The sequence below is a fragment of the Burkholderia sp. AU38729 genome (genome assembly GCF_020419725.1).
Lineage (GTDB): Bacteria > Pseudomonadota > Gammaproteobacteria > Burkholderiales > Burkholderiaceae > Burkholderia.
Genome location: NZ_JAIZQO010000001.1, coordinates 55,308 through 80,216, shown reverse-complemented (window position 1 = coordinate 80,216; position 24,909 = coordinate 55,308). Strand labels below are relative to the sequence as shown.

Below are 24,909 nucleotides of genomic sequence, written 5' to 3'. Positions count from 1 at the left end.
ACCATACTGGAGACGATCAATGGCGCAACCTGCCCGGCCATCAATCAATACTGCTAAATTCCCGGTCGACCGATGGTGGGTCGCCGCGCTGTCATCCGAACTGACGGACAAGCCCATCGCCCGCACGCTGCTCGGCCATCCGGTCGTCCTGTTCCGGTTGCCGTCCGGGGAAGTCGGTGCGCTGGAGGATCGCTGCTGTCACAAGTCGCTGCCGCTGTCGTGCGGCTCGCTCGAAGCACGCGGCCTGCGCTGCGGCTATCACGGCCTGCTGTTCGACCGCGGCGGCGCATGCGTGGAGATTCCCGGGCAAGACCGGATTCCGGCCCAGGCGTGCGTGTCGTCGTATCCGGTGCAGGAGCAGGACGCGATCGTGTGGATCTGGATCGGCGCCGACGCGCACGCTCGACCGACCTGCGCGCCGCCGCGCTACGCGTTCCATACGGATCCGCAATACCGGTTCGGCGGCGGCCAGTACCATTACGACGCGCCGTATCAACTGATTCACGACAACCTGATGGACCTGAGCCACCTCGGCTATGTCCATCTGAAAACGATCGGCGGCAACGCGCCGCTGCATATGGGCGCGGAAACCCGCGTCAGCAGCGACGGCGACACGGTGACACTGGTGCGCCGGATGCCGGATTCCGTCCCGCCGCCGACCTACACCGCCGCATGGCCGTTCGCGGCCCGCGTCGATCGCTGGCAGGAAATCGAGTTCCACGTGTCGCACATCCGGATCTGGACGGGCGCGATCGACGCCGGCACCGGCGACCTGCACGATCCGGCACGCGGCGGCCTTCACATGCGCGGCTTCCACGGCATCACGCCCGAGACGGAAACGACGACGCACTACTTCTGGACCGTCGCGACCAATCCGCAGCACGACGTCGAGCGCACCGCGCGAACGGTCATCGAGCAATCCGCGGCGACGTTCGACGAGGACAAGGCCGTGATCGAAGCGCAATACCGGAATCAGCTGCGCTTTCCGGATGGTCGCCAACTCGACATTCACGTCGATGCGGGCCCCAACCGCGCGCGGCGCGTGATCGAGCGGTTGCTGCTGCAACCCCAACCCGCGTAAGCATCTTGCCGGCGCGCTAGCGGCGCCTGCCGGCCGCAGCGGGTGTTCCCCGGGGGTGCCCGTCAACCCACGCATTCGCTACCGCCGGCTTCGATGCCATTCAATTTGATTAGTCATACTATTTTATGAAGGATCTTTGACGTGAGCGCCAATATCCGCAATACGATCGACGAATCCCCGATGAGCGCGTTCCAGACGATGGCGGTCACGGCCTGCGTCGTGCTGAACATGCTCGATGGCTTCGATGTGCTGGCCGTCGCGTTTGCCGCGCCGCACCTGGCGGCCGAATGGAAACTGAGCGGCAAGGAAATCGGCCTGCTGCTGAGTGCCGGGCTGGCCGGCATGGGCATCGGCTCGGTGCTGATCGCGCCGCTGGCCGACCGCGTCGGCCGCCGCCGCATCATCCTGCTCTGCCTCGCCGTGATCTCGACCGGGATGCTCGCCTGCGCGGCCACGCACAGCACGCTGCAACTCGCCGTCGCGCGTGCGTACACGGGGCTCGGCATCGGCGGCATGCTGGCGAGCCTGACCGTGATCAGCGGCGAGTACGCATCGAACAAATGGCGCAGCGCCGCGATCGGCATGCAGTCGACCGGCTACGCGATCGGCGCCACCGCTGGCGGCGTCATTGCAGGCACCTTGCTGTCGACGTGGGGATGGCGCAGCGTGTTCGCGTTCGGCGGCATCCTGACCCTGCTGTCGATCCCGATGGTGCTCGCGCTGCTGCCGGAATCGCTCGATTTCCTGCTGGCAAGGCGTCCGGACCACGCGCTGCAGAAAATCAACCGCATCCTCGCGAGAATGAAGCGCGCACCGATCGACGCGCTGCCGCCCGTGGCCTCGTCGATCGACACCGCAAGCCCCGCGTCGAGCTGGACGGCCGTGCTCCGCGCACCGCTCGCGCGCCGCACGATCCCGTTGTGGATCGCGTTCTTCCTCGTGATGGGCAGCTTCTATTTCGTCGTGAGCTGGACGCCGAAGCTGCTGGTCCAGGCCGGGCTGTCGGCATCGCAGGGCGTCACCGGCGGCGTCCTGCTCAACCTCGGCGGCATTGCGGGCGCCTCATTCTTCAGCCTGCTGTCGACGCGCTTCGGCCTGCGCAACCTGCTGGGCGCGACCCTGCTGCTCGGCGGCGTGCTGATGGTCGTGTTCGGCGCGAACACGGGCTCGCTCGGCATCGGGATGACCGTCGCGGTGTTCCTCGGCGCGGTGATCAATGCGTGCGTGGCCGGTATGTACGCGCTGTCGCCGACGCCGTACCCCGCCGAAATCCGCACGACCGGCATCGGCCTCGCGGTCGGCATCGGGCGCCTCGGCGCGATCCTGTCGCCGATGACGGTCGGTGCGTTGCTGGACGACGGCTGGTCCGTGTCCCATCTCTATCTCGCGTTCCTCGTGCCGATGGCCGGCGCGGCAATCGCCGTCGTCATGGTGGGCGCGCGTGCCGCGACACCGCGCCCGCAACGCGACCCGGCGATGTCGTAACACGCGACGCCAGCCGTCTTGCCGATACCTGTCGGCACCCCGGATTCGTCCGGGTCACCATAAAAATCGATAAGTATTTCTACATACTGTTTGGAGACAGTCATGAAAAAGAAACTGGGCGTCGCGCTCGCGACGGCAATGGCGCTGGCCGGGCCGGCCTGCGCGCAAAGCAGCGTCACGCTGTACGGGATCATCGATACCGGCGTGTCCTACTACAACAATGCCGCGCACGGCGGATCGTTCATGGGCATGCCGACGCTGACCGGCGAGGTGCCGTCGCGGTGGGGGCTGAGAGGCACGGAGGATCTCGGCGGCGGCTACCAGGCCTTCTTCGTGCTCGAAAACGGTTTCCAGCCCGGCAGCGGCGCACTGAACTACGGCGGGCGCCTGTTCGGGCGACAGGCGAACGTCGGCGTGAACGGGCCGTTCGGCGCGCTGACCCTCGGCCGCCAGATGAACATGTCGATGATCGTGCTGACCAATGCGGACGTAATCGGCCCGTCGATTCACTCGATGGCGGATTTCGATTCCTATCTGCCGAACGCGCGCAGCGACAACGCGATCGGCTACAAGGGCACGTTCCACGGCGTGACGCTCGGCGCCACCTACAGCTTCGGCCGCGACGCGGCCGGCCCGGCCGGGCCGTCGGCGACGGGCTGCGCCGGGCAGGTACCCGGCGACATCGTCGCCTGCCGCCAGTACACGGCGATGCTCGCGTATGACGCGAGCAACTTCGGGGTCGCCGCGTCGCACGACGTGATGCGCGGCGGCGGCGGCGCGCTCGCCCCTCTGAACAATCCGGCGTACACCGACACGCGCGACATCGTCGCCGGCTACGTGAAGATCGGCCCGGCGAAACTCGGCGCCGGGTGGATTCGCCGCAATCTCGCGGCGGCCGACCACCTGCAGGCCGATATCGTGTTCGCGGGCGGCACGTACTACGCGACGCCCTACCTCGCGCTCGACCTGCAGGGCGTACGCTACCTGCAACGCCGCGAAAACAGCGAAGGCGGCACGAATGCCACGCTGCTCGTCGGCCGCGCGAACTATTTCCTGTCGAAGCGGACGACCGTCTACACGTCGGTGGGCTACATGTTCAACAGCACGCTGGCGGCGAACGCGGTCGCCGCCGGCGGGACGGTCGGGACCGGGATGAACCAGCTCGGCGTGATGGCCGGCATCCAGCAGAAGTTCTGAACGCCGGCCCGCGCCAGCGCGGGGTCAGTTGGCGAGCCGGCAGTGCGAGAGCTTCAACCCCGGCAGCACCGGCGCATCGATATAGCCTTCGTTCACGCAGCTGAAGCGGAACGCCGCCGACGTGACGAACGGCTTGATCTCGCCGCCGGGGAATTTCGGCTTCAGCGCAACCTGGTCGGCCACGTCGAAATGCGTGTCGAACTGTTCGCCGTCGGCCGTCAGCGCGCCGAAATAGGTGCCGCCCGGGTCGCCGCCCATCCGGATCACGGCGCCGACGAACAGGAGGCGCTTGCCGTCGTACTTCGTCTTCGCAGCAGCCATGTCCTGCGTATAGGCCTCGATCACGGCGCCGTAACGCGCGTCGATCGCGGGCTCGGCGTCCGACGCGGCGCAGGCGCTCTGGTAAACGCCCGCCAGCATCGTGCATGCCGCAAGCGCGGCCGCCGCGAACGGCGTGGAAATTTTTCGCATGGGTGGTCTCCCGTCAAGCGTGGTGGTTGAAGTGATGGAATACGGCGCTTCGGCGGCTGCCCGGCGCAACGCCCGATGAATTCGCTCCCGTTGCTTTAATCGTTCGAATGGCGGAACACGGCTGCAATCACTTCTCCACCCGCAGGGTCGTGTGCGGTGCGCAGCGTCGCACTGAACGCGACGTGACAGGAAGGTGACATGGTGCGGCCCCCGGCTCTCTCATTGAATTTCACTGCATCTGATTTTGGTCGCTACGGTAGCAGACGGCCGACGGCCCGGCAACCGAGGTCCCCGTGGCGCAGATCATCTCATTACAATTGCAAATGATTCTCATTACATATATTATTCGCGTCCTGGTCATGGCGAAACGCCGCGGCCCGCGCCCCGATCCTTAGCACTCCGTCCTGCATCGATTCATGCCATCCCGCCGAACACCCCGCCGTGCCCGGACCCTGCGTCCGTGGCGCACGAGCCTGCCTGCCCTGATCACCCTGTGCGTCGCGAGCGGCACGCATGCGTCCGCCGCCGAACGCGCTGACGCCGAACCCGTCGCGGCCGCCGCCACACCCGCGCCGCTGGCCGCGCGCGAACTCCCGGCGATCAGCGTCAGCGCATCGGCAACCGCCGATCCGACGGTCGGCTATCAGCCGCGCACCACGAGCATCGCGGGCGGCGACAACCGTTCGATCAAGGAGATTCCGCAGTCGGTCGCGGTGGTCAGCAGCAGCGTGATGCAGGACCAGCAGGCGCGCACGCTCGACGACGTGCTCGGCAACATCAGCGGCGTGACGCAAACGAACACACTCGGCGGCACGCGCGACGCGTTCATCAAGCGCGGCTTCGGGTCGAACAACGACGGCTCCGTGCTCGTCGACGGCGTGCGCACGCCGGTGCTGCACAGCTATCTGGCGACGATCGACCGCGTCGAAGTGCTGAAGGGCCCGGCTTCGCTGCTCTACGGGATGCAGGATCCCGGCGGCGTGATCAACCTCGTCACGCGCAAGCCGGAAGACGCCTTCGGCGGGTCGATCTCGGCCTCGCGCACGAGCCACGGCGGCAGCAGCGCGACGTTCGATCTCACAGGCCCAGTCGGCCACCCGGGTCAGGTCGCGGGCGGCACGCTCGCGTTCCGGCTGACCGGCCAGTACGACACGAGCCGCTACTGGCGCAGCTTCGGCCGCCAGCGCGACGCGCTGATCGCGCCCGCGCTGTCGTGGCACGACGCGAACACGTCGATCGACGTCAGCTACCAATACGTCGACTACACGACGCCGTTCGATCGCGGCACGGTGCTCGTGAACGGCCAGCTCGACGATGCGTTGCGCTATCGCCGCTACGAGGAAGCGTGGTCGCAGAGCACCGGCATTCAGGAAACGCTGCGTGCGCGCGTCGAGCACCGCTTCTCCGATGCGTGGCGCGTGCGTGCAACCTACGGCTGGGGCCGCGATCGCTACGATCAGTACATTACCCGCACCACCGCGTTCAACAGCACCACCGGCGCACTGACGCGCTCGTCCGATGCGAATCTCGGGCGCAACGATTCCGACCAGATCGCGACGCTCGGCCTGCTCGGCAACGTGACGCTCGCCGGCATGAATCACGCGATCTACATCGGCGGCGAATACGAGCGGCAGCGCAGCTTCCGCGGCGACACGATCCGCGGCAAGGCGACGAAGGGCTTCAATCTCTACGATCCCGTGTACGACCTGCTCGCACCGGGCGGCACGCCCAACCCGAAGCAGAGCGATTCGCGCTCGCTGGTGCATGCGTATTCGATGGTCGTGCAGGACTCGGTGAAGCTCACCGACCGGCTCACCGCGGTAGGCGGGCTGCGTTGGGAAAACTGGCAGCAGGAATCGGGGATGGGGCGGCCGTTCGTGTTCGCCGACCGCTCGCGCGGCAGCGTGTGGCTGCCGCAGTTCGGGCTCGCCTATGCGCTCACGCCGGCGTTGACCGCCTACGCGAACGTGAGCCGCTCGTTCAAGCCGAACGTCGCCACGAACGTCGCGGCGCCGCTCGCACCGGAATACGGCCGCGTGCTCGAAGCCGGGCTGAAGTTCAGCCTGAAGCCGGCGATCACCGGTACGCTCGCGGTCTACCAGATCGACAAGCGCAACGTCGCGGTCACGGTCGGCGATCTGACGTCGACGATCGGCACCGCGCGCTCGCGCGGGATCGAGCTCGACGTCGCGGGGCAGATCACGCGCCACCTGAGCGTGATCGGCAGCTATGCATACACGAATGCGACCGATCGCGACAGCAACACGCCGCTAACCAACGTTGCGCGCCATACGGGCAGCCTCTTCGCGGTATACGACACGGCGATCGCGAACCTGCCCGGCCGCTGGCGCTTCGGCGGCGGCGCACGTCTGGTCGGCACACGCTCCGGCGACACCGCGAACAGCTTCACGCTGCCCGGCTACGTGACCGTCGACGCGTTCGCGGCGTACGAAACGACGATCGACAAGTTCCCGACGCGCTTCCAGCTCAACGTGAAGAACCTGCTCGACAAGACCTACTACCCGTCGAGCAACAACAACCTGATCATCGCGGTCGGCGAGCCGCGGCTCGTCACGCTGACGACCACGGTGTCGTTTTGATGGGCTGATGGGCGCGTGGGTCGCAAACCGCGACCCACGCGCAAACCCCGCATCGATGCTCCGCGCTCGCTACGCGGCGGCTCTGCTCCCTTCTCTGCGCAACATCCGCGGCATCAATCCCGGCGCCCCGCAAAAATGCATCCTAGCGATGCAATTCCATCCGATCCCGAACCGCATCGTACGCCGTATGATCGCCCCGGCCTTTTCTCGAGGCTGCCCGTACGCGTCGTCATCTCCATTCGTTCACGCGTTCCGCCACACCAACCCAGCGAATATGTCTCACTTCTCACTCATACTCGTCGTCTCCATGTTGAGCGCCTTCGGCCTGATCGCGTCCGACGTCTATTTGCCCGCGATGCCGTCGATGGCTCATGAATTTTCAATCGGTGCATGGCAGATGCCGCAGACGGTATCGGCCTACCTGATCGCGCTCGCCTGCGCCCAACTGGTCTATGGCCCCCTCTCCGATCGATGGGGACGCAAACCCGTGCTGACTGTCGGAATCCTTCTCTACATTCTCGGCTCGATCGGCTGCGCAAATGCCGGCGGCTTTGAAAGCTTTCTCGGATGGCGCGTGCTCGAAGCCCTCGGCGCGGCGTCCGGTCTCGTCATCGGCCGCGCTATCATCGCCGACACCTGCGACAAGAAGGAATCCGCCAAGGTCTATAGCATCGTGTATCCGCTCGTCTCGCTGTCTCCAGCGATCGCCCCGGCAATCGGCGGCTATCTGGCAGCCTGGTTCGGGTGGCGAAGCGACTTCATCTTCGTCGCCGGATTTGGCCTAGTCTCGCTCATGCTGGCACAGCTTCTTCTGAAAGAAACGCGGCCGCCCGTCACACCGGGACAACAGAGCACAGTGCCGCTGGCCGGCTTTTCCAGCGTGCTCAGGGATCGAACGTTCATCCGATATACGCTCGTCGTCTGTGCGATCTATTGCGCGTGGTTCGTCTACCTGACGCAGTCGCCGTTCATCTTCTCCGGCCTGGGCCTGTCGGAACAGCAAAGCGGCTGGCTCTATCTGCCGCTTACCGCCGGCATCATTTCCGCCAACATGATCTCGCGGCGGATGCTCGATCGGATGTCCTACGACTCGATCGTCGTGGCCGGTGTGTGCTGCTTCGTTGCCGGAGGAATTGCGTTCGCCCTGTGCGAGTCATGGCATTTCAAAAGCGTCGTCGCGATCGTGATACCGATGTTTCTCGTCAGTCTGTCAAACGGATCGTCGCTGTCGCTGGCCGTGTCGGGCGCCATCGCTAGCGAACATGGGCGCGCCGCCACGGCGTCCGGACTGGTCGGTTTCTTCCAGATCGGAAGTGCCTCGCTCGCGGCCACAGTTTCCAGCGGCCTGCTCGGTACCGGCAGCCACGTGCTTGCGACGGCCATTCCGTTCTTCGCGATCGTCGCCGCAGTCGCGATCGTGCCCCGCTGGTACGCCGCTCGGCGCGCGCTTGCAACGCGCAAGACCCTGCCGCATTAACCAGCGCCCCCGGTACCGGCGAGATCCCGGCTGCTACCGAAAGCGGTCGAACGAAGCAGCGATCTCGTCGGTGACTGCTCGAACGCGGGCGGTCCGGTTCAGGTCCGTATGCGACACAAGCCAGACCTGATACGGCGTGGTTCGAGTCCGGTGGGACCAGATGCGTACGAGCGAATCGTCCTCGTGCGCCATATACACCGGAAGTTCGCCTATTCCGATGCCCGACCGGATCGATGTCGCCAGCATCAAGCTCGAACTCACTTGCGCGACGACGCGCCCTCGATCCATCGGCTCGCCGCACAGCGAGTGTCCCTGGTTGGACGTGATGGAGGGCTGGTAGATGACCAGATCATGACCTTCGAAAGCGGATCCGATCTCGGGGGCGCCACGTCCATCCAGATACTCGCGGCTCGCGAACAGCCCAACCTCCCACTCGGCCAGCCTCCGCCGAACAAGATCGGGATTTTCCGGCATCACGGTTCGAATCGCGAGGTCGGCATCGCGTCGCGTCAAATTGAGCACCTGCACGGAAGTCGTCAGGACGACGTGTATTCCGGGACATTTCCGCCGTAACGCGCGTATCGCGGGAACGACAAAATCCATCGCCAGGGAATCGGTTGTCGTCACCCGAACCTCCCCTTCGAGCCGGTCGTCCGAGCCATGTGCTCGACGCTCGAATTCGCACGCCGCTCGCTCCATCTCTTGCGCTGCCTGCAGCGAATGCTCGCCGATCTGCGTCACGACATAGCCGGACGATGTCTTGAGAAAGAGCTTCGCACCCAGCGCCCTCTCCAGTGCCATCAGCCGCCGCCCCACGGTTGCCTGATCGACATCCAGAACGACGGCAGCCTCGCGCAGCGTCCCGGCGCGATGAACCGCCAAAAAGACGCGGGCATCGTCCCAATTCATGAATAACCTTCTCTCTCGTCAAAGCAGTTTTGCATTCTTCGGATGCAATTATACAAGTTGAGCCAATACTCTCCAACAGAGATAATCAGGCCCCCGTACCAAACGGTATATCGCAGTGTTCCGGCAATCGCGATTTCCCTCCCCATACCGAGGGTTAGAAAAAAAAAGCCGGCGTATTCGACTCGCTAGATCGTTGTAAATCAAAAAAGCATAAAAAGATGGAAAAGGCAACTCACATTCCGGCCCGATACGACGTTTCGGGAAGCGTTATGAACCTCCTCCGGTCGCTGCACATCGACCACATTTTTCTGGTCCCCGGAAAGATGGTTTATCCGTTGCTTGACGCGATAGACAAGACGCCGGAAATGCGTGGCATCGTTGCCGCGCACGAGACCGGCAGTGCTTTCATGGCCGATGGCTACGCGAGAGCAAGTCGCAAATTCGGCGTGTGTCTCGCCATTTCCGGACCCGGCACGATGAATCTCGTTCCCGGCATGGCGGCTGCCCTCGCCGACCGGATCCCGGTTCTCTATCTCGCCGGCGGCATATCGTCGAATGCCGAGGGAAAAGGTGCTTTCCAGGACGGTACGCTGGGAGGAATTGCCGAAAGCAGCGTCGTACAAAATCTCGTGGACGACGTTGTTGAGCTGAAAAACAAGCACAATCTGCTGGCCGAAATGCGTCGCGCTACTGACGGTCTGAACTGGATGCGCCGCGCCCGTTCATTCATCAGCATCCCGCTGGACGTTCAGCAGCAACCTGCGCCGGCCCCTAACGAGCGCATGCAGCGTCCGTACGCACAAAGTATCGTGGATACGAACCATGTCCCGGCCAACCCGATCGCAGTGCAAGCGCTTTGCAAGCAATATCTCTTTCAGGAAAAGAAGGTCGCATTTCTCGTCGGTGGCCGCGGAAACGATCCAGAGACGGCCCGGGTTCTGCTCAAGGTTGCCGAGTGCTTCAATATTCCGGTTGCGACAACCTTATCCGGAAAAGGCGCCTTTCCGGAACGGCACCCTCTCGCGTTGGGTGTCTATGGATTCTCGGGACACACACGAGCAATACAACTGATCAATTCCGCCGATCTCGATGCGCTCGTCGTTCTCGGCTGCGATCTCAATCAACGCGATAGTCTGAACTGGAGCGACAAGCTGAGCGCCGGCAAGGAACTCATCATTTTCGACGATAGCTTCAATGCGCCGGCAACCGGTCACGTTCCGAGCCGAAGCATTTTCTCCGGCATTACCGCGACCCTCCGTATGCTTGCGCATATGCCGACAGGCGCAACCCGGGAATTCGACAAAGCATTCGCTCATCGGGATGAGTGGCTCGAGCGCGTGAAGCCGGTTCCGCTTTACGATCATCGATTCGAGCCGACCTCGATCGGAAGCGCATCCGATTCGCTTTCCCTCTATCCGGGTGACGTCGTCCGAAGTCTCAGCAACCTCGTGCCCGAGGACACCAACGTTGTCGTCGATTCAGGTGCGCATCGAATCTTCATGGCGCACTACTGGCTCTCGTCCGGCCTCGGAAACTACTTCTCGTCGAGCGCGCTGGCTCCGATGGGCTGGGCAGTCGCAGCCGGAATAGGCGTCAGACTCGGCGCGCCGCATCGTCCCTGTCTCGTGGTGACCGGGGACGGCTGCATGCTGATGCACGGCATGGAGATGCAAACCGCTGCCCGGTACGGCATCAAGGTGATCTTTATCGTCCTGAACAACGCCGCTCACGGCGCGATTCATATCGACGCCATCACCAAGCGGACCGTCGCGGAGCAATTCAGCAAGTTGCCTCGCCACGACTGGACACGGTTCGCCCAATCGGTGGGCGTCCCGGCACGTCAGGTCGATAGCCTAGTCGATCTCGAACAGGCCGTCGGCGACGCATTGGCATGCGACGGTCCATTCGTCATCGAAGTGGCCGTCGGCGTCTTCCCGTCGCCAAACCGCTACTACGCCGAATCCTCGACGGCAATATCAGTGAAACACGCTCCTGCCGACGCGTTCGACGCTCCGTATACAACGGCAATGGACACACCCGAGTGCATCGACTGATGTTGAAAGAACTGGACCGATACGCGACGTTGAAAAGAATGACCCATCCGAAGTGGCCTGCCTGTCTCGGGGCAGTTGCGATCACCGCCTTGTCGATCGCTTCAGGCGCGCGAGCGTCCGAAGGAGGCGTAGAGGTCACGTCGCTTGCGCATACGTCGCAATCCTGGGATGGCGCCGACTACACACGCTATCCGGAGGGTACGCCGCTGCTCGACGTGCAATATGTGCGGATCCCGGCTCACACGATGCTTCCCTGGCACAGCCACGGTGTCGTCAATGCCGTCTATCTGCTGAGCGGCCGCCTCACCGTGGAGAAAAAGAACGGTGAATCCCGGACGACGTTTACCTCGGGACAGGTGATCGCCGACACCGTCGGAACGATTCACCACGGCTACACGACAGACGAACCAGCCGAGATGGTTGTGTTCTTCGCCGGCGCCAAGGGCCAGCCGTTGCGCACGCTGGAAGCAAACTGAATCACCAAACATAAAACATGTCTGAAATCGTTGTCACCGCCATCAACGTAGCGAAACCAGGAAAGGAAGCCGCACTTGAAGCACTGCTGCGCGGCCTCCTCGCCCCGACCGAAGGCGATCCGGGCATGATCCGCTACGAGCTAAGTCGCGATCTGCGCGACCCGCGCACCTTCGTCTTCCACGAGATTTGGGAGAGCCAAGAGGCACTCGACGCTCACCTGAATACGCGTCACATTGCCGCCTATCGCGCGCTTTCCCCCGAGCTCGTCGAGCGCAAGGAATTGCTTATCACGAGAAAGGTTCAGTAACGCATCGAGATACGCGACGGGAAGCCGACGCCGGAGACGACTCGGCTTCCTTACCTCAGCTGTCGCGCCCATCATATCGCCTCTCCCTCCCCGATCTTCATCGCGTCTATCCGCCAGCCCGGATCGCGACCGATTCGAGTCCAAGCACCATGCAACCCCCAGTCAAAGCGCCGGCTACCGGCGGCGCGCCCTCGCTTCTTGCCGACGAACCGCGCTCCCCCGCCCCCACGCCATGCCCATCATCACGCCCGTTCGGTCAATCGCTGGCGGCGATGACAGGCATCGGGATCGTCAATATGCTGGTCGCGCTCGATCAAACGACCGTCAGTACGGCATTGCCGCAGATCGTCGCGACCTTGGGCGGCTTCGAGTGGTACACCTGGATCGCGACCGCGTATCTGTTGACGTCTCTGATTACCGTACCGGTTTTCGGTCGGCTCGGCGACTACTACGGACGCAAACCGTTCGTAGTCGGCGCAGTCGCGACTTTTACCGTGGCCTCGGTTTTATGCGCATCCGCCCCGAATATGGCTACGCTCGTCGCCGCGCGCGCGCTTCAAGGTATCGGCGCGGGAATGATGACGGGGACCGCGTTCGCGTCCATACCGGACCTGTTTCCCGCGCCGCTGGAGCGCGCTCGATGGCAGGTAGTACTCGCCGCGGCCTATGGCATCGGCACGGCCGCGGGGCCATCCCTCGGAGGTTGGCTAACCGATCGATACGGTTGGCGCTCGACGTTCCTGATCAATCTGCCGGTAGGCGTCGCCGCGCTCTACTTCACACAGCGCTATCTTCCGCGCGTCGCTCCGGCATCGGGAACACGGATCCGCATCGACATCGCCGGCGCGCTGACGCTTTCCTTGTTACTTGCATGCCTGTTGTTCGTATTCGGTAACGAGCTTGACGACATGTCGATGCAACTCCGTTGCGCTGCTATCGCGAGCTTGCCGGTTCTGGTCACATTGTTCGTCCGTTGTGAACGGCGCGCAACCGTACCTCTGGTACCCCTCGAACTGCTGGGCGACCGACGCATCGTGACGTTGCTCGGACTATCCTTTCTGACGGGCGCAGTCATGTTCTCGGCGATCTTCTACGCGCCGCTGCTGCTCCAGAGCGGCTTCGGGCTTTCGGCCACGGCAGCAGGCCAGCTATCGACGCCGCTCGCCGGATCGATCGCGATCGGCAGCCTGCTCAATACGGCCATCGTCACGCGCGTCGAGCGTCCTGCGATCATCGTGCTCGCTGGCTTCTCGATGCTCGTGCTGGCCTGCTATGGCTTGTCATGCGTCGCGCTGACGAACATGCATGCGCTTCTGATCATTTCGTTGTCCGGGGCGGGCGTCGGATTGGGGCTCATCCTCAATAACGTCAATATTTTCACGCAGGAGATCGCGGGGAAGACGCGCGTCGGTATCGCGACATCACTCATCCAGTCCACCCGGATGATCGGCGGAATGGTGGGGCTGTCCGCGCTCGGCGCCTGGGTATCGGCACACTACAAGGCCGGTACGGCCCAGATATTGAACGCGTTGGGTGTGAGGACGCTCGGCGGACACCTGAACAGCCTGCTGGAAGATCCCCAACTGCTCATCGACCCGAAGAAACAGTCCGCCGTCATCGAATCGCTGGCGGGCACGCCGTTCTACGGCCAGCACATCATCGACGTCTTGCGCGGCGCCTTCAGCGGCGTCCTGCACACAGGGTTCCAACTGGCCGCTGGGGCCGCCTTCATTGCCCTTCTGGCCGCATTGACCATCCTCGAGATCCGTTTCAGCGTGGGGCAGAAGGACGACAGCGCGCGTCACAACGCCACCTGAAATCTTCGCGGCCGGCTCGCCCTGCGCGCGTGCCGGTCGCTCAAACTCTCTCAAGCCATGACAATCCGCCCACTCCTGTCAAACACACTTCATGATTTCCTGCTGTTGATCGCTCGCGTGCTGATCATCTCGCTCTATTTGAAAATCGGAATTCCGAAGCTACTCGACTTCGGAGGTGCAGTCGCCTACATGACTCGCATCGACGCCCCGTTGCCGATGCTGTCTGCTGTGATCCTGATCGCAATGGACGTCGTGGTAGCGATTGCGATTCTGATCGGCTTCCATACACGCCCGCTCGCGCTGCTGCTCGCCCTCTATACGCTCGGCGCCGCGATTATCGGGCATCCGTTCTGGGTAATCGACGGCCCTCGACAGATGACCGACATGATTCATTTCTACAAGAATCTGTCGATCATGGGCGGCCTTCTCGCGCTCTACTCGGCGGGCCCGGGACGATTTTCGATTGACCGTGGCTGAGCCGAGCGGCACGGCCCACGCACTCACGGATGCCAGCGATACACGATCATGCTGGTGCCGTTGTAGTTGTCCTTCGTGATCACGTATTCGCCGGTCGAGCGCAGGTACGCACGGATCCCGTACATCGAGTCGACGTCGTTGCCGACGTCCATCGCCGACGTGTTCGAGTTGGTCAGCGTCGTCACGAGCGCGCCGGTGTTGAGATCGAACACGTCGACGTTCGGCACCGTGTGCACGTAGCCGACGAACAGGTAGTGGCCGGCCGCCGCGATCGATTTCGGGTTCGCGCTGGTCAGGTTGATCACCGGGTTCGGCGCGGTCGTGTTGCCGTTCTTCCAGCCGTGATAGACCTCGATGTGCCCGTTCATCGCGGTCCAGTCCCAGTTGTTCGCGAGGCCCTGCGCGAGGATCATCGTGTCGCTGTCCGCCTGGTAGACGATGCGCGTCGTCGGCGCCACGGTGCTCGGCACGGGCGTCGTCACCGGCTTGCCCCACGACGGCTTGCCGGTCGCATCGAAGCCCGTCATCGGGTAGCGGGTAATCGCGTTGGTGCCGTTCAGCCCGGCCCACACGTCGCCGTTGCCGTCGATGTCGAAACCGGTCGTGACCTGCAACGTCGTGTTGAAAGGCTTGCCCGGCAGCGAGCCGGCCGGATTCGCGATATAGCCGGTCGCCGGCGTGAAGTAATAGAAATTGAAGTTGCCGGGGTTCTGGCCCGACGCGACGAGAATCCGGTTGCCGCCCACCATCACGAGCTGGCCGAAATGCTGGCCGCGCTGGTAGTCGTTCATGTCGAGGCGCGGGTCCTTCGGATAGGTGAACGGGTCGACCGTGTTCGCGACGAACGTGCCGCCCGCCGAGCCCGTATACACGTTGTTGCCGCTGTAGAAGAACGCGCCGTCGGTCGACGGGTCGGGCGCGGCGATCGCCTCGAAGTTCAGCGCCTGCAGCTTCCATTGCAGCGCGCCCGTCGGGCTGTACGAATGAAGATCGGTGCTGCCGTTGCGCCCGAGATCCCAGCCGCCGCCCCACGCGTTGTTGAGCACGTACAGGTTGCCGCCCGAATCCTTGCCGATGCCGACCACGCGCGTGAAGCGCTTGTCGCCGACCTGCCCCTTGATGCCCGAGGTCGTGTCGAGATAGCCGCCCTGCACGCCGAACGTGCCGACCTGCTGCGGCAACCCGGCGAGGCTGTAGAGCTTGATGTTCATGTCCGGGCCCTGGTCGCCCACCAGCAACTGCCCCGTCGACGCATCGAAATACAGCGCCGACGGCCGCGCGCCGGCCGCCATCTGGATCGTGTTCATCAGCGTGCCGGCGGCGCTGTACTGCACGACCACGCCCGCGCTCATGCGCGCGACCCACAGGTTGCCCGCCGCATCGAGCGCCAGCGCGCCGGGCCCGGTCACGCCGATGTCGCGCTGCCAGACGCCGTCGGTCGTATAGACGCGCACGCGGTTGCCGTAGAAATCGCTCGCGTACAGCAGGTTGCCGGCCGTCGCGAGGCCGGTGATCACGTCCGGGTTCGGGAGGCCCGTCCACGTGCTGACCGGGATACGCAGGTCGCGTTTGTTCGTACTGCGATCGTAGCGGCCGACGGAGCCGCTGCCGAAGTTGCGGTTATAGCCGAGCGCGACGAAGATCGACGTCGCGTTGCCGGTAATCGCGCCGCCCTGGAATTCGTCGTGGATACCGATCGTGCCCAACGTCTGGCCATTCTGGTAGAGCGCGACGCCGCCCGCGTTCTCGTCCCAGCGCGACGACGTATAGATCACGCCCTCGGGCGCGACCCACATCGAGCGCGCGGCATTGCCGACGTGCTGGGCCAGCGTGCCGTACGTGTTCGCGAGCCAGTCGGTCGAGTATTGCACCTGCGCGTGACTCGCCGGCGCCAGCATTGCCATGCACATTCCCAGCAACGCCGCCCGAATTTGTTTCATTGACATGAATAATGCTCCCGAACGTTCAATTGTCGACACTGTAAATCGCGGCGCGTGAAATATTGGTGATTCCGGCTAAAGCGCATTCGCCGCCCTCCCGAATTATTCACTCCGTTCTTTTTGCCGTCCGGCGCTTTTCCGTCAACGATGGTCAAACCCGCTCACCGCGCCGCAGCAGCTTGCCGGGCGCACGGTTTCGGCGCTTTTTCCCCGGCATTTTCTTCCGGCTCACTCAATGAGAATGCGTCATTTTTTCTGAAATGCCCGCATTGTCTTTTTCATTCCCCGGAAATGGGCCAAATGATTACAAATCGAAATTGAAATGAAAGAGAAAAAATAATATCCGGCGCAATCGCGTCATCGCGATTCGGCACGGCGGCATGCGGCGGGAGGAAGGGAGAGGAAAGCGGGATACGGTGGAGCAAACCCAAAACCCGCGCGCCGGCCATGCCGGCACGCGGCCGCGATCGTTCAGTTCGCGTCGTCGAGCGTCGGGCCAGCCCAACCGTCGAGGAGTTTCGGCCGCGCGTCGACGATGTCGATCACGCGGTACCGGTAGAAGAGGAAAGGAGAAGCGACAGGTCAGGAGCCTGCATGCAACGTTGCCGGCATCGGCGGCGGGAAACGTTGCGGCCGCAACGATCGATGCGCGTCAGAACTTCTGGCGCAGGCCGAGGCTGACGATGGCCTGCGAGCGGGAATCGGACGAGTGGCCGTTCGCCTTGTCCGATACCGACGCAGTCGCGGCCACCGGCCGGCCGAGCGCGTCGAGCGTCATGCCCGATGCATGCTGGTACGCGCCGAGCAGGTACACGCTGGTGCGCTTCGACAGGTCATACACGGCGCCGAGCGTGACGTTGTGATACTGCGCGCGGTCGTCCACGCCGTCGACATCGCTGCCGCGCGTGTAGCTGTAGCCCGCGAACAGTTGCGTCTGCGGGCGCACGTTCCAGCGCGTGAACACGCCCGCGACGTTGAACGTCGCGTGGCCCGTGAACAGCGACTGGCCGCCGCTGCGGTACTGCACGTTGCTGTAGTTCACGCCGACGACGGCCGGCCCGAAGTCGTAGGTCGCGCCGGTCGCGATGATCTGCTGCGATTGCGCGCTCGCATAGCCTTCGTTGATCGACGAGTTGAACAACCCGTCGTCGGTGCTCTGCCACTTGCCGGCCGTCGGGTCGGTCGCACCCGTCTTGCTGTTGTCCGACCGCTCGTAACCGACGCCGACGCGCAGCGGGCCCGCCGCGTATGCCGCGCCGACGCTCCACGTGTTGCGCTGCTTCATGCTGCCCGGCTGGCTGCCGAAGCCGTACAGCGCGCCGAACGTGAAGCCCGAGTAGTTGGCGCTCGTGTACTTGATCGAGCTGTCGACCCGCGCGGTCTGGTCGAGGTCGTCGATGTCGCCCGGGTGCGCGCCGAAGCCGCCGATGTACGACGACGGGCCGACCGGGCTCACGAAGTCGTCGAGCGACGTGTACTGGCGGCCGAGCGTGACCGTGCCGTAGCGGTCGCTGCCGAGGCCGACGAATGCCTGGCGGCCGAACTGGCGGCCACCCTGCCCCGACGTGCCGTTCGTGATGTCGAAGCCGTTCTCGAGGACGAACAGCGCGCGCATCCCGCCGCCGAGATCCTCGGAACCCTTGATCCCCCAGCGGCTGCCGGACAGGTTGCCGGTCGTGAGCCCGACGCTCGAGTGGCCGGTGTACGCGCCCGCGGAGCCGACCCGCTCGTTGCTGCGATAGGTGACGCCCGCATCGACGATGCCGTACAGCGTGACGGAGCTTTGTGCGGCGGCGATGCCCGCGAGCGAGAGCAGCAGCGGGGCTGCGATCAGTTGCTTGTTCATGATTATCGTGTCTCCGGGCGTTGAACCCGTTGTTCTGGCTGTCAGTTGCGAGCAGCGCGCGGGCGGCGAGATGTGCCGGCGGTGCGAGGCCGGCCGCGTCCGCGCGCGACGACGCGGCGGGCATGCCCACTGCGGCCGCCATGGTAGATGGAACCGGTTCCCGTCGAAAGCACAATAATGAAAACAGTTTCTTGCCAAAATCGAGATAGTCGCGCAGCCGGCCGTGTGCGCAACGCGTCTCACCTGTACAGCCCGGGCGGGCGCAACCGATAATCGAACGCGCCGCCATCCATCGGGAGTGCCTTCATGCATGAAACGACCCTGCTGATCTTCGCCGCCGTCGCGTTCGTCGGTATCGCGACACCCGGCCCGACCGTGCTGCTCGCGCTGACCAACGGCTCGCGCTACGGCGTGCGCCGCGCGGCCTACGGCTTCGCGGGCGCGATGCTGTCCGACTTCGTGCTGATCGTCGCGGTGGCGCTCGGCCTCGGCGCGCTGCTGATGGCGTCGGCGTTCTGGTTCTCGGTGGTGAAGTGGCTCGGCGCCGCGTATCTCGCGTACGTCGGCATCCGGCTGCTGATGTCGAAGGGCTCGCTCGACGTCGCCGCCGCGCACGGTGGCGACCCATCCGGGCGCAACGCGTCGATCTTCGCGAAGAGTTTCCTCACGGCGGTGACGAACCCGAAGGGCTATCTGTTCTTCTCCGCCTTCCTGCCGCAGTTCCTCGATCCGTCCGCGCCGCTCGCGCCGCAATACGTCGCGCTCGCGATCACGTTCGCGCTGCTCGACGGGGTCGTGATGTTCGGCTACGCGCTGCTCGGCGCACGCGCGGTGCGGCTGCTGAAGCGCGCGGGGGCGCTGTGGCTCGAACGCACCTGCGGCGCGATGCTGCTCGCGCTCGCCGGGTCGCTGGCGCTGTACCGACGTCATGCGGCATAGGCGCGGATGCCGATGAAAATCGCTGCGCCGCCCCGCTCCGGCTTTCCCGGCCTGTCGCTCCGCCAGATCGAACGCGCCGACCTCGACGCGTGGTACGCGTACCTGACGAACCCCGACGTCTACCGCCACACGAGCTGGAACCTGCGCTCGCCAGACGATCTGCTGCCGCTGTTCGACGCCATCGAATCGACGGACCCCGATTCGATCCGGCGTCTCGCCGTGATCGACGACGCATCGGGCGCGCTCGCCGGGACGATCGGCCTGCATACCGTCTCGACCGTGAACCGCTCGGCGGAAATCGCTTACGATCTCGCGCCGTCGCACTGGGGGCGCGGGATCGCGAGCGCGCTGTGCACGGCCGTCACCGAGTGGGCATTCGCCGAGGGCTTCATGCGCATGCAGGCCGTCGTGCTGACCAGCAACGCAGGCTCCGCGCGCGTGCTGCAGAAATGCGGCTACCGCTACGAAGGGCTGTTGCGCGCGTACAAGATGGTGCGCGGCACGCCGGGCGATTTCGCGATGTACGCACGCCTCGCGACCGACTGACACACCCATCGCGGCTTCACGTCAAACCGCTCACCGCGTCGCCTGCGCCCGCCATTGGACGGCCTGCGCCGAATTGGCGACAATCGCCGTTCCCTTCCTCGCCGACCCGCCATGAAAATCGCCGCGCTGTCCGACATCCACGGCAACCTCGCCGCACTCGACGCGGTGCTCGACGACGTCCGCCGCCGCGGCGCCGACGTGATCGTCAATCTCGGCGACATCCTGTCCGGCGCGCTCCATCCGCCCGAGACGGCCGACCGCCTGATCGCGCTCGACCTGCCGACCATCAAGGGCAATCACGAACGGCAACTGCTCACCGGCGATCGCGCGTCGATGCGGCTGTCGGATCGCTGGGCGCACGACACGCTGCGCGCCGATCATCTGGAATGGATCGCCGCGCTGCCCGAACGCATGACGCTCGGCGACGATGTGCTCATGGTGCACGGCACGCCCGACAGCGACCTCGTCTATTTCCTCGAAACGGTCACGCCCGACGGCTGCCGCGCGGCCACGCCCGATGAAATCGCGCAGCGCGCGGGCAACGAACCGGCGTCGCTGATCCTGTGCGGCCACACGCATATCCCGCGGACGGCGAAGCTCGACGACGGCCGGCTGATCGTCAACCCGGGCAGCGTCGGGCTGCAGGCCTACACGGACGACCTGCCGCATCCGCACCGCATCGAGACAGGCTCGCCGCATGCGCGCTACGCGATGGTGTCGCGCACGGCCGCCGGCTGGAACGTCGAACTCCATGCGGTCGAATACGACTGGCACACGGCAGCCGCCACCGCGGCCTCGCGCGGGCGCGACGACTGGACCGTCGCGCTGCGCACCGGCCGGTGCTGATGCGCCCGGCTCACGTCGCGCGCCCTTCCGCTTCACTTCACTCACCGGGAAACCGCACCGCCATGCCCGTTCCGTCGCAACTGCTCTTCCTGCCCGGCGCATCGGGCAGCACCGCTTTCTGGCAACCGCTCGCCGGCCTTCTCACGCATCCGGCCGAGCACCGCATCGTCGGCTACCCGGGCTTCGGCGACACGCCGCACGATCCGGCCGTCGACGATTTCGACAGCCTCGTGCGTCATGTGCTGGAAACGATCGACCGGCCGACCGCCGTGATCGCGCAGTCGATGGGCGGCGTGATCGCGATGCGCGCGGCGCTCGACAAGCCCGCACTGATCACGCACCTCGTGCTGACGGTCACGTCCGGCGGCCTCGACATGGCCGGGCTCGGCGCGCAGGACTGGCGCACCGGTTTCGCGGAAGCGAACCCGCAGCTTCCCGACTGGTTCCTGACGCTCCGTGCCGACCTGTCGCAGGAGATCGGGCGCATCGCACAGCCGACGCTGCTGCTGTGGGGCGACGACGATCCGATCAGCCCCGTCGCGGCCGGCCGGCGCCTGCTCGAACGGTTGCCCGACGCGCAGCTGCATGTCGTGCCGGGCGGCCGGCACGATCTCGCAGCCGTGCATGCAACGACGCTCGCGCCGCTCGTCGATGCGCATCTGCAGCGCGTGTGACACCGGACACGGCAGCTTCAACGGCAGCGCCGGTTTCGATTTCGGCGCACACCGGAAGCCGCGGCGCTCACACGCCGCACGCTGTCACCCCGCATTCCTCAACGTCAGCCGCGCCTCGAGCCCGCCACCGTCCGCCCGGTTGCTCAGCGTGAGCGTGCCGCCCATCGCCAGCGCGAGCTGCCGCGCGATCGCGAGGCCGAGCCCCGTGCCGCCCGTCTCGCGGTTGCGCGACGTCTCCACGCGCCGGAACGGCTCGAACACCGCGTCGAGCTGATCGTCCGGAATACCGGGCCCGCGGTCGAGCACGGCGATCACCGCGCCGCCGTCCGGCGCGGCGTGCACGTCGATCTCGGCCGCGCCCGCGAACTTCAGCGCGTTGTCGACGAGGTTGCCGACGATGCGGCGCAGCGCCTTCGGCCGCGTGACGAGCGCGAGCGGCGCGCGGCTGTGCAGCGCGACGTCCTGCCCCGCATCCGTGTAGTCGCACACGATGCTGTCGAGCAGCGCATCGAGATCGATACGGCGCGCGGCTTCCTCGTTGCCGTGCAGCGTCCGCGCGTACGCGACGCCCTCCTTCACCAGATGCTCCATCTCGAGCAGGTCCTGGCGCAGCTTCGCGCCCTGCGCGTCGTCCTCCATCATGTCGGCGCGCAAGCGCATCCGCGTGATCGGCGTCTGCAGGTCGTGCGAGATCGACGCGAGGATCTGCATGCGCTCGGCCATGTACTGCGCGATGCGATCCTGCATCGCGTTGAACGCGCGGGCAGCGCGCGCGACTTCCGACGGCCCGCCCTCGTTCAGCCGCTCGCCTTTCAGGTCGGGGCCGAGCGCATCGGCGGCCTGCGCGAGCTGCTTGAGCGGCCGCGTCGCGAGCCGCACCGCGAGCCAGCAGCACGCGGCCAGCACCGCCAGCTGCAGCACGAGCACGACCGGCAGCCAGCCCGACAGCGGCACCGTCGACATCGGATGGATGTCGATCGTCAGCGGCGACCCGTCGGTCAGGCGCAGATGCACCTGCAGATGTTCGCGGTCGCCGGGAATCGCGTTCGCGGTCAGCGGGTAGTCGCCGCCGATGCCGTCGGAAATCGAGCGCTCGACGCGCGCCGACAGCCGCGCTTCCGGCGGCGTGCCGGTCTCGCCGGGCCCGAGGATGAACGCGTAGCTGCGCCGCGCGAGGCGCGGCACCCACGCGGCCCGCTCGGCCGGCGGCAGGTGGTCGAGCAGCGCGACCGAGCTCGCGACCTCGCGCTCGATGTAGCCCATCATCAGGTTGGTGGTCGCCTGGTCGCGCTCGGTCACGGTGAGCCAGAACGACAGCGTCTGCGCGAGCGCGAGGCCCACGCACAGGATCAGCGCGAGACGCGCGAACAGCGAGCGCGGCCAGTGCCACGGGATGCGCGCGCTCATGGCGCACCGTCGACGGCAGTCACGGCCGACGAGAACACATAGCCCTCGTTGCGCAGCGTCTTGATGTAGCGCGGTTCGCGCGCGCCGTCGCGCAGGCGCTGGCGCAGCCGGCTCACGAGCAGGTCGATCGACCGGTCGAACGGATCGGACTGCCGACCCTGCGTGAGATTGAGCAACTGGTCGCGCGTCAGCACGCGTTGCGGGTTGTCGAGAAATACGCGCAGCAGCCGGTATTCGGCGCCGCTCAGCGCGACCAGCGTGCCTTCCGCGTCGAGCAGGTGGCGCCCGGTCGTGTCGAGCCGCCATTCGCCGAACGCAAGCATCTCCGCGGTTTCCGTCACCTGCATGCCGGGTGGCAGCATGCGCGCGCGGCGCAGCACCGAGCGGATCCGCGCGAGCAGTTCGCGCACCGCGAACGGCTTGGCCAGGTAGTCGTCGGCGCCCATCTCGAGGCCGATGATGCGGTCGGTTTCCTCGCCGCGGGCGGTGAGCATCAGCACGGGCACCGTGCGGAACTTGCCGGCGCGCAGGTCGCGGCACAGCGTGAGGCCGTCCTCGCCCGGCATCATCAGGTCGAGCACGATCAGGTCGGGCGCGCCGTCGTCCAGCACGTTGCGCATCTCGCGGCCGTTCGCGGCCAGCGACACGCGCATGCCGTTCTTCTCCAGGTAATCCGCGATCAGTTCGCGGATCGCGCGGTCGTCGTCGACGATCAGCACGTGGTCGATCTTGTCCATGAGTCGTGGTCGGTGTCGAGGTAGTCGGGCAGGTGATGTCCGCTTTTATACCGCACGGCGGGCATCCGTTTGTATCCCAATGTATCGCGCCGCCGTGACGACACACAACATTGCACACGCGCGGCGCGCCGGACACATCGCAGATACGTCGGCGCCGCTTAATGGGGCCTGTCGAAACCCGTCCGGCCGCCGCCACCGCGCGGCGGCCTCCCGCTCAGGAGAACGCCATGCTGCCCCGACTCAAGATCGCCGCCCTCGTCTTCGCCCTTGCCGCCACGGCCGGGCTCGCCGCCTTCGCGGGCACCCGCGACGACGCGGGCATGCCGACTTCGCAGGCCGGCATGGCCGCACCCGATTTCACCGGCATCGACCGCTGGCACAACAGCGCGCCGCTGACGCTCGGCCAGTTGCACGGCAAGGTCGTGCTCGTCGACTTCTGGACGTACTCGTGCATCAACTGCATTCATACGATTCCGTACGTGAAGGAGTGGAACCGGAAGTATCGCGACCAGGGGCTCGTCGTGGTCGGCGTGCATACGCCCGAGTATCCGTTCGAGCGCGACGCGGGCAACGTCGCCGACGCGATCAAGCGCTTCGGCATCCAGTATCCGGTCGCGCAGGACAACCGCTACGACACGTGGCGCGCGTACGGCAACCAGTACTGGCCCGCGCTGTACCTGATCGATGCGAACGGGAAGGTCGTCTATACGCGCTATGGCGAAGGCGGGTACGACAAGACCGAGGCCGCGATTCGCGGCGCGCTCGCGCAGGCCGGCGAAGGCGCGAAGGGCGCGACGCGCACGCAGTGACGGGCCGGCGTGCGGGCGTGGCGCTTGCCCGCGCATGCCTGCCCGTCGCGGGCGCTCACCCGCGCTTCGCGTCGGCCGCCGCGATCATCGCTTCCCCGATCGCGAGGCTGCCGTTCGCGACCAGCGCGTCGCCGGCGCCGCGGATATCGGCCTCGTCCTTGTTCTGCCCGAGCTTGCGCTTCCCGACGAGCCGCGTGATCTCGATCTGCAGCCCGACGATCGCCTGCAGCATCGCGTCGAGATAATCCGCCGGCGCGTCGCCCATCTTCCACGGCACCGGCTGCGACGCCTCGTGCGTGCGCGTCAGCCGGGCGACCACGCCGCGCACGAACTGCGCGTCGTCGCGCACCGTGATGCGGCCGTGCGCATGCACGACCACGTAGTTCCACGTCGGCACCTGCCGGTGTGCGACATGCTTGCTCGGAAACCAGGTCGGCGAGATATACGCGTCGCCCGCGCGGAAGATCACGAGCACCTCGTCGCCGTTCGCGACGTCCTGCCAGACCGGATTCGCGCGCGAGACGTGCGCATGCAGTTCGCCGAGACCGCCGTCGCCGGGCAGCAGCTCGAACGGGATGTGATTCGCGTCGAGCCCGCTCTTGCCGTGCGTGATCAGGCTGCCGAACGGATGCTGCACGATCAGCTCGCGCAGCGCGTCGGGGTTGGGTTCGTTGAAATCGGCGGGGACATACATGGCGGCTCCACGGTCAGGCGGGGGTGGGAATGGATCGGGCGCTGGCCCGTCATGCGCCGATTGTGGCGCCAAACTGGTTTATTCTGTAGAGCCGGTTTGAAACAATTTCAGCAGACCAG

Annotated in this window: 22 protein-coding genes; 15 read left to right on the top strand and 7 right to left on the bottom strand. The window is 65.5% G+C overall.

All coding sequences use genetic code 11. The features are described from left to right. The first annotated feature begins 19 nt into the window (after positions 1-19). The 3 genes from LGM56_RS00305 (at position 20) to LGM56_RS00295 (ending at position 3,763) form a co-directional block, all read left to right on the top strand. The gene (locus tag LGM56_RS00305; RefSeq protein WP_226202117.1) at positions 20-1,081 is read left to right on the top strand and encodes an aromatic ring-hydroxylating dioxygenase subunit alpha; all 1,062 of its coding nucleotides are present in this window, start codon (positions 20-22) and stop codon (positions 1,079-1,081) included. 141 nt (positions 1,082-1,222) lie between these two features. Beyond that, a complete protein-coding gene (locus LGM56_RS00300; RefSeq protein WP_226202115.1) occupies positions 1,223-2,566 on the top strand; it encodes an MFS transporter in 1,344 nt (447 codons plus the stop codon). 102 nt (positions 2,567-2,668) lie between these two features. Then, positions 2,669-3,763 (top strand): porin, encoded by a 1,095-nt coding sequence (locus LGM56_RS00295; protein WP_226202113.1) that lies wholly within the window; start codon positions 2,669-2,671, stop codon positions 3,761-3,763. A 24-nt stretch (positions 3,764-3,787) separates the two neighbouring features. On the opposite strand, the gene LGM56_RS00290 is transcribed toward LGM56_RS00295, so the two are convergent. Then, positions 3,788-4,234, bottom strand: coding sequence for a hypothetical protein (locus LGM56_RS00290; RefSeq protein WP_226202111.1), 447 nt, complete (start codon positions 4,232-4,234; stop codon positions 3,788-3,790). A gap of 416 nt (positions 4,235-4,650) precedes the next feature. Here LGM56_RS00290 and LGM56_RS00285 point away from each other — a divergent pair, with 416 nt between their 5' ends. Beyond that, on the top strand, positions 4,651-6,834 hold the full coding sequence (locus LGM56_RS00285; protein ID WP_226202109.1) for a TonB-dependent siderophore receptor: 2,184 nt from the start codon (positions 4,651-4,653) through the stop codon (positions 6,832-6,834). 7 nt (positions 6,835-6,841) lie between these two features. After that, positions 6,842-8,311 (top strand): multidrug effflux MFS transporter, encoded by a 1,470-nt coding sequence (locus LGM56_RS00280; RefSeq protein ID WP_226202107.1) that lies wholly within the window; start codon positions 6,842-6,844, stop codon positions 8,309-8,311. 33 nt (positions 8,312-8,344) lie between these two features. Here LGM56_RS00280 and LGM56_RS00275 read toward each other — a convergent pair whose 3' ends face one another. Then, on the bottom strand, positions 8,345-9,220 hold the full coding sequence (locus LGM56_RS00275) for a LysR family transcriptional regulator (protein ID WP_226202105.1): 876 nt from the start codon (positions 9,218-9,220) through the stop codon (positions 8,345-8,347). A 218-nt stretch (positions 9,221-9,438) separates the two neighbouring features. Between LGM56_RS00275 and LGM56_RS00270 the strand changes: the two genes are divergently transcribed. The 5 genes from LGM56_RS00270 to LGM56_RS00250 all read left to right on the top strand — a co-directional run bounded on the left by LGM56_RS00270 (position 9,439) and on the right by LGM56_RS00250 (position 14,352). Continuing rightward, a complete protein-coding gene (locus LGM56_RS00270; protein ID WP_089496220.1) occupies positions 9,439-11,274 on the top strand; it encodes a thiamine pyrophosphate-binding protein in 1,836 nt (611 codons plus the stop codon). Beyond that, complete coding sequence (locus LGM56_RS00265; protein ID WP_089496219.1) at positions 11,274-11,750, top strand: cupin domain-containing protein; 477 nt, start codon at positions 11,274-11,276, stop codon at positions 11,748-11,750. The genes LGM56_RS00270 and LGM56_RS00265 overlap by 1 nt, the downstream gene beginning before the upstream one ends. Before the next feature lie 17 nt (positions 11,751-11,767). Further along, entirely contained in the window at positions 11,768-12,058 is a 291-nt protein-coding gene (locus tag LGM56_RS00260) for a putative quinol monooxygenase (RefSeq protein WP_089496218.1), read from the top strand. A 149-nt stretch (positions 12,059-12,207) separates the two neighbouring features. Continuing rightward, positions 12,208-13,875: an MFS transporter gene (locus LGM56_RS00255; RefSeq protein WP_226202103.1), complete on the top strand. Its 1,668-nt coding sequence runs from the start codon at positions 12,208-12,210 to the stop codon at positions 13,873-13,875. A 57-nt stretch (positions 13,876-13,932) separates the two neighbouring features. Beyond that, on the top strand, positions 13,933-14,352 hold the full coding sequence (locus tag LGM56_RS00250; RefSeq protein WP_089496216.1) for a DoxX family protein: 420 nt from the start codon (positions 13,933-13,935) through the stop codon (positions 14,350-14,352). A 23-nt stretch (positions 14,353-14,375) separates the two neighbouring features. Here the strand turns inward: LGM56_RS00250 and LGM56_RS00245 are convergent, their stop codons facing one another. Both LGM56_RS00245 and LGM56_RS00240 read right to left on the bottom strand, forming a co-directional pair. Then, on the bottom strand, positions 14,376-16,298 hold the full coding sequence (locus LGM56_RS00245) for an SMP-30/gluconolactonase/LRE family protein (RefSeq protein WP_089496215.1): 1,923 nt from the start codon (positions 16,296-16,298) through the stop codon (positions 14,376-14,378). Positions 16,299-16,944: 646 nt separating this feature from the next. Next, entirely contained in the window at positions 16,945-18,138 is a 1,194-nt protein-coding gene (locus tag LGM56_RS00240; RefSeq protein ID WP_174954369.1) for a porin, read from the bottom strand. 306 nt (positions 18,139-18,444) lie between these two features. On the opposite strand from LGM56_RS00240, the gene LGM56_RS00235 reads away from it, so the two are divergent. From LGM56_RS00235 to LGM56_RS00220, 4 genes are all read left to right on the top strand, one after another. Further along, positions 18,445-19,077 carry a LysE family translocator gene (locus LGM56_RS00235; RefSeq protein ID WP_089475555.1) on the top strand — a complete coding sequence of 211 codons (633 nt, stop codon included), beginning with the start codon at positions 18,445-18,447 and terminating at the stop codon, positions 19,075-19,077. Positions 19,078-19,089: 12 nt separating this feature from the next. Further along, complete coding sequence (locus LGM56_RS00230) at positions 19,090-19,623, top strand: GNAT family N-acetyltransferase (protein WP_226202101.1); 534 nt, start codon at positions 19,090-19,092, stop codon at positions 19,621-19,623. Between the two features lie 111 nt (positions 19,624-19,734). Beyond that, positions 19,735-20,469 (top strand): metallophosphoesterase family protein, encoded by a 735-nt coding sequence (locus tag LGM56_RS00225; RefSeq protein ID WP_226202099.1) that lies wholly within the window; start codon positions 19,735-19,737, stop codon positions 20,467-20,469. 62 nt (positions 20,470-20,531) lie between these two features. Further along, entirely contained in the window at positions 20,532-21,143 is a 612-nt protein-coding gene (locus LGM56_RS00220; protein WP_226202097.1) for an alpha/beta fold hydrolase, read from the top strand. A gap of 84 nt (positions 21,144-21,227) precedes the next feature. On the opposite strand, the gene LGM56_RS00215 is transcribed toward LGM56_RS00220, so the two are convergent. Both LGM56_RS00215 and LGM56_RS00210 read right to left on the bottom strand, forming a co-directional pair. Next, positions 21,228-22,550, bottom strand: a complete 1,323-nt coding sequence (locus LGM56_RS00215; protein ID WP_089441638.1) for an ATP-binding protein — start codon at positions 22,548-22,550, stop codon at positions 21,228-21,230. Further along, a complete protein-coding gene (locus tag LGM56_RS00210) occupies positions 22,547-23,287 on the bottom strand; it encodes a response regulator (RefSeq protein ID WP_089426714.1) in 741 nt (246 codons plus the stop codon). Before LGM56_RS00210 ends, LGM56_RS00215 begins: the two co-directional genes overlap by 4 nt. A gap of 227 nt (positions 23,288-23,514) precedes the next feature. On the opposite strand from LGM56_RS00210, the gene LGM56_RS00205 reads away from it, so the two are divergent. Beyond that, positions 23,515-24,096 (top strand): thioredoxin family protein, encoded by a 582-nt coding sequence (locus LGM56_RS00205; RefSeq protein ID WP_226202094.1) that lies wholly within the window; start codon positions 23,515-23,517, stop codon positions 24,094-24,096. Positions 24,097-24,151: 55 nt separating this feature from the next. Here LGM56_RS00205 and LGM56_RS00200 read toward each other — a convergent pair whose 3' ends face one another. Continuing rightward, positions 24,152-24,790: an FMN-binding negative transcriptional regulator gene (locus LGM56_RS00200; protein ID WP_226202092.1), complete on the bottom strand. Its 639-nt coding sequence runs from the start codon at positions 24,788-24,790 to the stop codon at positions 24,152-24,154. Positions 24,791-24,909: the final 119 nt, after the last annotated feature.

Excerpts from the sequence above, each read along its gene's own strand:
- LGM56_RS00235 (WP_089475555.1), top strand. The coding sequence starts at position 18,445 with ATGCATGAAACGACCCTGCTGATCTTCGCCGCCGTCGCGTTCGTCGGT.
- LGM56_RS00305 (WP_226202117.1), top strand. The coding sequence starts at position 20 with ATGGCGCAACCTGCCCGGCCATCAATCAATACTGCTAAATTCCCGGTC.
- LGM56_RS00230 (WP_226202101.1), top strand. The coding sequence starts at position 19,090 with ATGAAAATCGCTGCGCCGCCCCGCTCCGGCTTTCCCGGCCTGTCGCTC.
- LGM56_RS00250 (WP_089496216.1), top strand. The coding sequence starts at position 13,933 with ATGACAATCCGCCCACTCCTGTCAAACACACTTCATGATTTCCTGCTG.
- LGM56_RS00240 (WP_174954369.1), bottom strand. The coding sequence starts at position 18,138 with ATGAACAAGCAACTGATCGCAGCCCCGCTGCTGCTCTCGCTCGCGGGC.
- LGM56_RS00255 (WP_226202103.1), top strand. The coding sequence starts at position 12,208 with ATGCAACCCCCAGTCAAAGCGCCGGCTACCGGCGGCGCGCCCTCGCTT.
- LGM56_RS00245 (WP_089496215.1), bottom strand. The coding sequence starts at position 16,298 with ATGTCAATGAAACAAATTCGGGCGGCGTTGCTGGGAATGTGCATGGCA.
- LGM56_RS00285 (WP_226202109.1), top strand. The coding sequence starts at position 4,651 with ATGCCATCCCGCCGAACACCCCGCCGTGCCCGGACCCTGCGTCCGTGG.
- LGM56_RS00280 (WP_226202107.1), top strand. The coding sequence starts at position 6,842 with ATGGGCGCGTGGGTCGCAAACCGCGACCCACGCGCAAACCCCGCATCG.
- LGM56_RS00220 (WP_226202097.1), top strand. The coding sequence starts at position 20,532 with ATGCCCGTTCCGTCGCAACTGCTCTTCCTGCCCGGCGCATCGGGCAGC.
- LGM56_RS00210 (WP_089426714.1), bottom strand. The coding sequence starts at position 23,287 with ATGGACAAGATCGACCACGTGCTGATCGTCGACGACGACCGCGCGATC.
- LGM56_RS00225 (WP_226202099.1), top strand. The coding sequence starts at position 19,735 with ATGAAAATCGCCGCGCTGTCCGACATCCACGGCAACCTCGCCGCACTC.
- LGM56_RS00260 (WP_089496218.1), top strand. The coding sequence starts at position 11,768 with ATGTCTGAAATCGTTGTCACCGCCATCAACGTAGCGAAACCAGGAAAG.
- LGM56_RS00205 (WP_226202094.1), top strand. The coding sequence starts at position 23,515 with ATGCTGCCCCGACTCAAGATCGCCGCCCTCGTCTTCGCCCTTGCCGCC.
- LGM56_RS00200 (WP_226202092.1), bottom strand. The coding sequence starts at position 24,790 with ATGTATGTCCCCGCCGATTTCAACGAACCCAACCCCGACGCGCTGCGC.
- LGM56_RS00275 (WP_226202105.1), bottom strand. The coding sequence starts at position 9,220 with ATGAATTGGGACGATGCCCGCGTCTTTTTGGCGGTTCATCGCGCCGGG.
- LGM56_RS00295 (WP_226202113.1), top strand. The coding sequence starts at position 2,669 with ATGAAAAAGAAACTGGGCGTCGCGCTCGCGACGGCAATGGCGCTGGCC.
- LGM56_RS00265 (WP_089496219.1), top strand. The coding sequence starts at position 11,274 with ATGTTGAAAGAACTGGACCGATACGCGACGTTGAAAAGAATGACCCAT.
- LGM56_RS00270 (WP_089496220.1), top strand. The coding sequence starts at position 9,439 with ATGGAAAAGGCAACTCACATTCCGGCCCGATACGACGTTTCGGGAAGC.
- LGM56_RS00290 (WP_226202111.1), bottom strand. The coding sequence starts at position 4,234 with ATGCGAAAAATTTCCACGCCGTTCGCGGCGGCCGCGCTTGCGGCATGC.
- LGM56_RS00215 (WP_089441638.1), bottom strand. The coding sequence starts at position 22,550 with ATGAGCGCGCGCATCCCGTGGCACTGGCCGCGCTCGCTGTTCGCGCGT.